This window comes from Vibrio genomosp. F10 str. 9ZD137 (assembly GCF_049974785.1).
Lineage (GTDB): Bacteria > Pseudomonadota > Gammaproteobacteria > Enterobacterales > Vibrionaceae > Vibrio.
This window is the reverse complement of sequence record NZ_JBNGCJ010000579.1, coordinates 1-9,654: the sequence shown is the minus strand read 5'-3', so window position 1 is coordinate 9,654 and position 9,654 is coordinate 1. Positions and strand designations below refer to the sequence as shown.

Genomic DNA, 9,654 nt, shown 5'->3' with positions numbered 1-9,654 from the left:
CCGCTCTTCCGATCTCGATGATGTGATTCTCTTTGATCAAATATGCATCAAACACGCCAATACGATGGTTGTAGCCGCCACCACACGCGACGGCATATTTTAGTGCGCTGCGCAGGCCAGGAATGGTTTTTCGTGTATCAAGCAAACGACAATCCGTACCTTCCAATTGTTTGGCGTAGGTTGCCGTTACCGTTGCGCATCCCGACAGTGTTTGAATGAAGTTCATAGCATTACGTTCGCCCGTTAACAATGCGCGCGATGGGCCAGAAAGAGTACAAAGAGTTTGATTTGGCTCAACGGTGTCGCCGTCTTTTACGTGCCACTCAATATTGACGGTGCCACCAATTTGCTTGAAGACTTCGTCAGCCCATGCTTGACCACAAAATACACCGTGTTCACGAGTAATAATCGTGGCCACATTGTGCGCGTCTTCAGGAATTAAACTTGCGGTAATATCAGCGTTGACATCAATCGAACCACCCAAATCTTCTTTGAGTGTTTCTGCGACTGCGCGAGTGATTTCTGTCGGCAGTTGCGTTTTTAAATAATCAAGACGTTGTTGGCTGTTATGTGTGTTTTTCATCGCAAATTTAATCGTTGGCTTAGGGGAGGGGGCATGATACTCGGAGTCGGAATGAAATTCAGCCATTAATCTCGCTTTTCATCTCGGAATGGATAAAATCGAAGGGAGAATCGTTAAATAAGGAACGCTCAATGATTGATCAGCAAGGCTGGTATGCAAAGGCCAAGTCGTTACCATCGCCTCATTGCGATCACCGAGAAGATCCCAGTGATATATCGTTACTGGTGATCCACAATATTAGCTTACCGCCTAGCCAGTTTGGCGGTGGCTATATAGAGCAGTTTTTTACTGGTAAATTAGACGCGTCACACCATCCATTTTTCAAAGTGATTGAGAACATGAGGGTCTCTGCGCACTGCTTGATTGATCGCGAAGGAAAGGTGATTCAATTTGTGCCTTTTCAACAACGTGCATGGCATGCAGGCGTTTCGTCGTTTGCAGGAAGGAGCAAGTGTAATGATTACTCCATTGGCATTGAATTAGAAGGCGATGATTACAGTGCTTATACCGAGGCACAGTACCAGTCGCTGGCTTTGCTCACCAAAGAACTCATGAAGAGCTATCCAAATATCACCAAACAGAGAATAACGGGGCATCAATATATCGCCCCGTTGAGAAAAACCGATCCTGGATTGTCATTCGATTGGAGAAAGTTAGCAGCGTTGATCAACACGCCCTAGTTACAGTGCGGCTTGATACTCAACAAGGATTTGCTCGACCCAAGTAGCAATACGCTCATCACTTAATTCGTATTGAGAGTCTTCATCAAGCGCTAGCCCAACAAAGTGGGAGCCATCTTCAGTTAGAGCCTTAGAGGCTTCAAACTCATAACCTTGGTTGGGCCAGTATCCGATGAGGTTCGCACCCACTTGTTGTATTTCATCATGAAGCATTCCCATCGCATCGAGATACCACTCGCCATAGCCTTCTTGATCGCCTAAGCCGAATAGTGCTACGTACTTGCCGTTTAACGACACGCCAGCGATTTTTTGCCATATTTCGCTCCAATCTTCTTGGATTTCACCGAAGTCCCAAGTGGAGATGCCGAGAATTAACAGGTCGTAATCAGCCATCAGCGAGATAGGGCTCTCTTTGATATTGTGAATATCCACAAGCTCCTCTCCAATAATAGCGCGTATTTTCTCCGCTGCCATTTCGGTGTAGCAAGTTGTTGAGCCGTAAAATAAACCAATCTTCATAATGTTATAGTCTTGATGTGCGATGAGGGATTTTAACCATAAACACACCAGTAATGCAGTTAGAATTTCATCAAATGGACAAATTTGTGGCTTTAATGTCAGGACTCACATAACCTGAACGCGTTGTTGTTAAAGAGGTTTACCGTGTCAAAATTAAACTCGACTAATCAAGGCCCTCAATCGCCAGAGCAGGGTATTCTCGAGCAGTTTCTCGACGCTATGTGGATGGAACGAGGATTGTCTGAAAATACGTTACTGTCGTATCGGACGGATGTACAAAAGCTGCTGCATTGGATGGATGAACACAATTACCGCTTGAATGCGATCAATCTGTCAGGGCTACAAGAGTACCAAGCTTGGCTGGTGGACAAGGAATATAAACAGACGTCACGGGCACGTATGCTGTCTGCTATTCGACGTCTGTTTCAATATTTACATCGTGAAAAAGTGAGAGCAGATGATCCCAGTGCGTTACTGGTGAGCCCTAAGTTGCCGCAGCGTTTACCCAAAGATCTCTCGGAAGCACAAGTGGATGCGTTATTAGAAGCGCCGGATCCTAATGATCCGATACAGCTTCGAGACAAAGCGATGCTTGAGTTACTGTACGCGACAGGTTTACGTGTTACAGAGTTGGTGAGTCTGACGATGGAAAATCTCAGTTTACGCCAAGGGGTTGTGCGCGTAACAGGCAAAGGCGGAAAAGAGCGTTTGGTGCCGATGGGAGAAAATGCTGTTGATTGGATTGAAACTTTTATAGAGCAAGGAAGGTCTACACTACTTGGTGAGAAAACATCAGACGTTGTTTTTCCAAGTAACCGTGCGAGACAGATGACTCGTCAGACATTCTGGCATAGGATAAAGCATTATGCGGTGATCGCAGAGATTGATACCGAGCTTTTGTCTCCGCACGTATTAAGGCATGCCTTCGCGACTCATTTGCTCAACTACGGGGCCGATTTACGCGTTGTACAAATGCTATTGGGCCACAGTGATTTATCGACGACGCAAATCTATACCCACGTCGCCACTGAAAGGCTAAAACAAATTCATAGTGAGCACCATCCTAGGGCTTAATATAAAGGTGATTTTAATGAGCGTATTACGCCGACTATCTATACTAACACTGCCGTTTTTTGTGATGGCTTGTAATGCTGAAGAAGTGGTTAAGGCCGAAGAAGCATCAACCGTTCAAGCGGAAGTTCAGCAAGCGGTGGCTTTAGAAGCAACGTTAGCGGGTCAAGAAACAAGCTTAACGGATGAATCGAAACAAAAAATCATCAATAACTTTGCTAAGTTACAACTGAAGGTTTTGGATATACTCCCGACTCAAATAACGGGCCTATACGAAGTTCAAACTACTGGCGGGGTGTTGTATTCTTCTGTCGATGGTGAATATTTTATGTCTGGGACGCTCTACCAGCACAAAGCCGGTGGCGGGTATGAAGATGTCCTTGCCAAGCGTCAAGCGCCATTGAATGCAGCAAAACTTGCGGCACTCAGTGACAGCGTTATTGAGTTTAAGGCCGATAACGAGAAGTACGTGGTCACTATTTTTACCGATACCACGTGTGGGTATTGTGTACGATTACATAGCCAAATGAATGGCTATAACGATCTAGGCATCACGGTGCGTTACATGGCGTACCCACGTCAGGGGCCTCGTTCAGAAGTTGGCGAGCAAATGGCCGCTGTTTGGTGTGCTGATGACCCTAAAGCCGCGATGCACGACGCTAAAATTAACCGCAGTTTCCCTGAAAAAAACGCCAACTTTGGTCAGTGTTTAGACACCGTGGTGAAGCATTTCACACTAGGAAAATCATTAGGCATCAGCGGAACACCATCGATATTCCTTCCGAGTGGAGAAATGATTGGCGGCTACTTACCACCCGCTAAATTGCTAGAGCAGTTACAAGCTCAGTAATCATTATCTCATTAACGCTAAGTCTATTCATTTATAACAAGGAGCAGGCGAATCATCGCCTGCTAAGTGCGTATCTATGATCGAAATTCTTCGTCGCCCTGATGTTGATCTCTCTCTTCTTGCTGAACCCATGGATCCACTGCTTAAGAAAATTTATCTTAATCGTGGCATTCGTTCGGCTAAGCAATTAGATAAAACCGCCAAAGCTCTCCATTCCTATCAGAAACTGGATGGTATTCAGCTTGCGGTTGAGCTGCTGTTTGACGCGATTAAACACAATCAACGCATTATCATTGTCGGAGATTTTGATGCCGATGGCGCGACCAGCTCAGCGTTATCGGTTTTGGCCCTTCGCATGCTCGGTTGCAGTAATGTCGACTACTTGGTGCCTAACCGTTTTGAAGACGGCTACGGATTAAGCCCTGAAGTGGTTGATCAGGCGATAACGCTGGGGGCCGAAGTGATCATGACGGTGGATAACGGTGTCTCTTCAATAGAAGGGGTTCGTTATGCCAAAGAAAAAGGTCTTCAAGTGCTGGTGACGGATCATCACTTACCCGGTCATGAACTCCCAATTGCTGACGCGATGGTCAACCCCAATCTAGAATCCTGCGATTTTCCCTCTAAATCGTTAGCGGGTGTTGGGGTGGCTTTTTACCTGATGATGGCCCTGTGCGTACACATGCGAAAGCTAGACTGGTTTAATGCGAACAACATGGCTGAGCCTAAATTGATGGAGCTGATCGATTTAGTGGCGCTGGGCACGGTCGCGGATGTGGTTGCTTTGGATGAAAACAATCGAATTTTGGTTCACCAAGGGCTCCAGCGTATCCGAGCAGGTAAAGCCAGACCCGGCATTCAAGCACTCATTGAAGTGGCGAAAAAAGACGCACATCGACTGATTGCCACCGATTTTGGCTTCGCCTTAGGGCCAAGAATCAATGCGGCAGGGCGCTTAGATGATATGTCGTTTGGTGTTGAGCTATTAATGTGTAACAACATTCACGCAGCAAGACGCATGGCCAGTGAGTTGGATGGCTTAAATCAAACTCGCAAAGAGATTGAAGAGGGAATGAAGCAAGAGGCGATGGCCTTTTGTGAGCGCTTACAATTTGGTGACAATACGCAATTGCCCCACGGTTTAGTTCTGTTCCAGCGAGATTGGCACCAAGGAGTGATCGGCATTTTGGCTTCTCGTATTAAAGAGAAATTCCATAGACCCGTGATTGCCTTCGCCGATGGCGGAGAAGGGATGATCAAAGGATCTTGTCGTTCGATTCCGGGATTACACATGAGAGACGCTCTTGACCGCATTGATACGCAGAACCCAGGTTTGATTGCTAAGTTTGGTGGTCATGCTATGGCGGCCGGTTTGAGTATTGCTGAAGCGGACTTTGAACGCTTTTCCCGTTTGTTTGATCAAGTGGTGAAACAAGAACTCGATGATAACGCATTAAAAGGGGTGATTTTGTCTGATGGGGAGCTGCTGCCTGAGCAATTTTCTATGCACACGGCTGAATCATTACGGGCTGGTGGGCCTTGGGGGCAAGCCTTCCCTGAACCCATGTTTGATGGTGAGTTTAAAATATTGCACCAGAAACTGGTGGGGGAAAAACACCTAAAACTTATGTTGGAACCTCTTTACAAAGGGCACCCTACAAACATCATGGTTGATGGCATTGCCTTTAATATTGATCTTAAGCGTTGGCCTGATGCATCGGTAAAAACAGCAAGAGTGGCGTTTAAACTCGATATCAATGAATTTAGAGGGAACCAATCTCTTCAGTTAATGATTGATTATATTGAAGCTATATAACTAACCTGAACTTATGCCAGAGTGATTGTTATCAATGTTGCTCTGGTTTCCTTCTGTTTCCTTCGTTTTTTCTCGTCTTTGATACTGCTTTTAATGCTCTTTTGTCGGCATTCAATCACCCACTCGGTTTATTGGTACAACGCTAATTTGGTTAATCTTTAATTGGTCTGACCAATATTGTTCAGATAGTTTTTGTAAATGAATATTGCAAGTTATGGTTTTGTTACCACTACCTCTGTTTATTGACCTGAATCAATAAAGTGCTGGACAGTGACGTTTTTGATATGTTAATTTTCACCCCAATAAATAATTGGTAATACCAATTTACTTGGAGTTAAGGGTAGCAATCAATATGGCTTATCAAAGGATTCGTCAGCCAAAACTTTCTGATGTTATCGAGAAAGAACTAGAGCGTTTGATCGCAGAAGGCTCTTTAACTCCAGGGCAGCAACTGCCTCCTGAGCGTGAATTAGCAAAACAATTCGATGTGTCTCGACCTTCGGTTAGAGAAGCGATTCAACGTCTTGAAGCACGCCAGTTATTAACTCGTCGTCAAGGCGGGGGAACGTTCGTTAGTGAAAGTATTTGGAAGAGCTTTTCGGATCCTCTGCTAAATTTACTATCGAGTCATTCTGAAACTCAGCTGGATTTGCTTGAAGCAAGGCATGCAATGGAAGGGATTTCAGCTTACTTTGCTGCGTTGCGCGGAACCGATGAAGATTTTGCGCGAATTCAGGGATGTTTAGCCATAATCACCAAAGAACAAAGCAACAAAAACATTGAAGCAGAAGCCAGTGCCGTTATGAAGTTTTTAGTGGCTTTGACGGAAGCGGCCCATAATGTGGTGTTGTTGCACATTGTTCGTAGTCTTGGCCCGTTGCTAGAACAGAATATTTTACAGAATTTAGAGTTGTTACATCGCCGCGATGAAGTGGTCGAAAAAGTAAGTAAACATAGAGCTAATATTGTGGATGCTATTGTCTCTGGTGAGCCTGAAATGGCACGTGAGATGTCTCATTCACATTTAGCTTATATCGAAGAAACATTGTTGGACATCACGCGTGAAGAATCTCGAAGAGAGCGTTCATTACGCAGAATTCAACAAGGCAAAGAGTCGTCATAGTACGGCTTTTTGACAGTTTATCTAAAATCCAACCAATAGAAGGATAGATCGCCATGTCTGACATGAAGCATGACGTAGACGCAGTAGAAACTCAAGATTGGCTACAGGCCCTTGAATCAGTTGTTCGTGAAGAAGGTGTAGAGCGCGCTCAGTTTTTATTAGAGCAAGTTTTAGATAAAGCACGTTTAGACGGTGTAGATATGCCAACGGGCATTAACACGAACTACATCAACACTATTCCAGCAGCGCAAGAGCCCGCTTATCCAGGTGATGTAACACTTGAGCGTCGTATTCGCTCAATCATCCGCTGGAACTCAATCATGATTGTATTGCGCGCTTCTAAGAAAGACCTAGACCTTGGCGGTCATATGGCTTCTTACCAGTCAGCAGCGGCATTCTACGAAGTATGTTTCAACCACTTCTTCCGTGCTCCAAATGAGACGGACGGCGGTGATTTGGTGTATTACCAAGGTCACATATCTCCAGGTATCTATTCTCGTGCATTCGTTGAAGGCCGTCTCACTGAAGAGCAGCTAGATAACTTCCGTCAAGAAGTGGATGGTAAAGGTATTCCTTCTTACCCACACCCTAAATTGATGCCTGAATTCTGGCAGTTCCCTACCGTATCTATGGGGCTTGGTCCAATTTCTGCGATCTATCAAGCGCGTTTCTTGAAATACTTGAACGGTCGTGGCTTGAAAGATACGACGGCTCAACGAGTTTACGCTTTCCTAGGTGATGGTGAGATGGATGAACCAGAATCACGCGGTGCGATCTCTTTCGCTTCTCGTGAAAAACTGGACAACTTATGTTTCCTCATCAACTGTAACCTACAGCGTCTAGACGGTCCGGTAATGGGTAACGGTAGCATCATTCAAGAACTTGAAGGTCTATTTAAAGGCGCAGGTTGGAATGTTGTTAAAGTTATCTGGGGTAGTAACTGGGATGCTCTATTAGCAAAAGACACCACAGGTAAGCTTCTTCAACTGATGAACGAAACTGTTGATGGTGACTACCAAACATTCAAATCTAAAGATGGCGCTTATGTCCGTGAGCACTTCTTTGGTAAGTACCCAGAAACAGCAGCGCTTGTTGCTGACATGACCGATGATGAAATCTTCGCACTTAAGCGTGGTGGTCACGACTCGTCTAAACTGTTCGCGGCATTCAACAATGCGAAAGAGACAAGCGGTAAGCCAACGGTAATCCTAGCTAAGACGGTTAAAGGTTACGGCATGGGCGATGCAGCAGAAGGTAAGAACATTGCACACGGTGTGAAGAAAATGGATATGACACATATCCAACACCTACGCGATCGCTTAGGCCTAGAAGACCTTCTTTCAGATGAGAAATTGTCTGAGCTTCCTTACTTGAAGCTTGAAGAAGGCACCGCTGAGTATGAATACATGCATGCTCGTCGTAAGGCACTTCACGGTTACACACCAGCGCGTCTGCCTAAGTTCACTCAAGAGTTCAAAGTTCCTGAGCTAGACGCATTTGCCCCTCTACTGGGTGAGCAGAAACGTGATATCTCTACAACGATGGCTTATGTACGTACGTTAAACATCCTACTTAAAGATAAGAACATTGGTAAAAACATTGTTCCTATTATCTGTGATGAAGCGCGTACGTTCGGTATGGAAGGTCTGTTCCGTCAGGTTGGTATCTACAACCCAGATGGTCAAGAGTACACACCAGAAGATCGCGGCGTTGTTTCTTACTACAAAGAAGAAACATCGGGCCAGGTTTTACAAGAAGGTATCAATGAACTTGGTTCAATGGCTTCTTGGGTGGCTGCGGCAACGTCTTACAGCACCAACGATCTGCCAATGATTCCATTCTACATCTACTACTCAATGTTTGGTTTCCAACGTATTGGTGACATGGCATGGCTAGCAGGTGACCAACAAGCACGTGGTTTCCTATTAGGTGCGACTGCCGGTCGTACAACGCTAAACGGTGAAGGTCTGCAACACGAAGATGGTCACTCACACATTCAAGCGAATACGATTCCTAACTGTATCTCTTACGACCCAACGTTTGCTTACGAGCTAGCGGTTATCATGCAAGACGGTATTCGTCGCATGTACGGTCCTGAGCAAGAGAACGTGTACTACTACTTAACAGTAATGAACGAGAACTACGCAATGCCAGCAATGCCAGAAGGCGCTGAAGAAGGCATTCGTAAAGGTATCTACAAGCTTGAATCTCACGCAGGTTCTAAGTCTAAAGTTCAGTTAATGAGCTCTGGTACTATCATGAATGAAGCACGTAAAGCTGCTGTCATTCTAAGCGAAGAATACGATGTAGCATCAGACGTCTTTGCTGTGACTTCTTTCAACGAACTGACTCGCGATGGTCAAAACGTTGAGCGTGACAACATGCTTCATCCAGAAGCAGAAGATAAAGTACCGTACATCACGACAGTTCTTGGCAGCGAGCCAGCTATTGCCGTTACGGATTACATGAAAAACTACGCTGAACAAGTACGTGCTTTCGTTCCTGCTGAGTCGTACAAAGTACTGGGCACTGATGGCTTCGGTCGTTCTGATAGCCGTGAAAACTTGCGTCGTCACTTTGAAGTTAACGCTGGCTACGTTGTTGTTGCGGCACTGACTGAATTGGCTAAACGTGGTGATATTGAAAAATCTGTTGTTGCAGAAGCGATTGTTAAGTTCGGTATCGACACTGACAAAACTAACCCGCAATACGCATAAGACTGACATTAGTTAAGGAAGCAAAACATGACAATCGAAATTAATGTACCTGACATTGGTGCTGATGAGGTTGAAGTTACTGAGATTCTAGTTAACGTTGGCGACAAGGTTGAAGAAGAACAGTCACTGATCACTGTTGAAGGCGATAAAGCTTCAATGGAAGTTCCTGCGTCTCAAGCGGGTGTTGTTAAAGAAATTAAGATCTCTGAAGGCGATTCAGTGTCTACTGGTTCTTTAATCATGATCTTCGAAGCGGAAGGTGCTGCAGCAGCACCGGCTGCTCCAGCAGTTGAAG

Annotated in this window: 9 protein-coding genes; 7 read left to right on the top strand and 2 right to left on the bottom strand. The window is 45.2% G+C overall.

Annotated features, from left to right (window positions below; translation table 11 throughout):
* Positions 1 to 583 (bottom strand): nicotinate-nucleotide diphosphorylase (locus tag ACP45E_RS13990; protein WP_426511306.1); only part of this gene is annotated, 583 nt, incomplete at its 3' end.
* A gap of 131 nt (positions 584 to 714) precedes the next feature.
* Here ACP45E_RS13990 and ampD point away from each other — a divergent pair.
* Positions 715 to 1,263, top strand: a complete 549-nt coding sequence (ampD, locus tag ACP45E_RS13985) for a 1,6-anhydro-N-acetylmuramyl-L-alanine amidase AmpD (RefSeq protein ID WP_017037178.1) — start codon at positions 715 to 717, stop codon at positions 1,261 to 1,263.
* Here ampD and fldB read toward each other — a convergent pair whose 3' ends face one another.
* Positions 1,264 to 1,782: a flavodoxin FldB gene (gene fldB / locus ACP45E_RS13980; RefSeq protein WP_017036659.1), complete on the bottom strand. Its 519-nt coding sequence runs from the start codon at positions 1,780 to 1,782 to the stop codon at positions 1,264 to 1,266.
* 144 nt (positions 1,783 to 1,926) lie between these two features.
* Between fldB and xerD the strand changes: the two genes are divergently transcribed.
* From xerD to ACP45E_RS13950, 6 genes are all read left to right on the top strand, one after another.
* Positions 1,927 to 2,856, top strand: a complete 930-nt coding sequence (gene xerD / locus ACP45E_RS13975) for a site-specific tyrosine recombinase XerD (protein WP_017037179.1) — start codon at positions 1,927 to 1,929, stop codon at positions 2,854 to 2,856.
* A 16-nt stretch (positions 2,857 to 2,872) separates the two neighbouring features.
* Positions 2,873 to 3,703, top strand: coding sequence for a DsbC family protein (locus ACP45E_RS13970; protein ID WP_017037180.1), 831 nt, complete (start codon positions 2,873 to 2,875; stop codon positions 3,701 to 3,703).
* Positions 3,704 to 3,779: 76 nt separating this feature from the next.
* The gene (gene recJ, locus ACP45E_RS13965) at positions 3,780 to 5,519 is read left to right on the top strand and encodes a single-stranded-DNA-specific exonuclease RecJ (protein WP_017036662.1); all 1,740 of its coding nucleotides are present in this window, start codon (positions 3,780 to 3,782) and stop codon (positions 5,517 to 5,519) included.
* Positions 5,520 to 5,871: 352 nt separating this feature from the next.
* Positions 5,872 to 6,642: a pyruvate dehydrogenase complex transcriptional repressor PdhR gene (gene pdhR, locus ACP45E_RS13960; RefSeq protein ID WP_017036663.1), complete on the top strand. Its 771-nt coding sequence runs from the start codon at positions 5,872 to 5,874 to the stop codon at positions 6,640 to 6,642.
* Positions 6,643 to 6,695: 53 nt separating this feature from the next.
* The gene (gene aceE, locus ACP45E_RS13955; protein ID WP_017037181.1) at positions 6,696 to 9,359 is read left to right on the top strand and encodes a pyruvate dehydrogenase (acetyl-transferring), homodimeric type; all 2,664 of its coding nucleotides are present in this window, start codon (positions 6,696 to 6,698) and stop codon (positions 9,357 to 9,359) included.
* A 27-nt stretch (positions 9,360 to 9,386) separates the two neighbouring features.
* A partial coding sequence (locus ACP45E_RS13950; RefSeq protein WP_347229985.1) for a biotin/lipoyl-containing protein occupies positions 9,387 to 9,654 on the top strand: 268 nt, incomplete at its 3' end.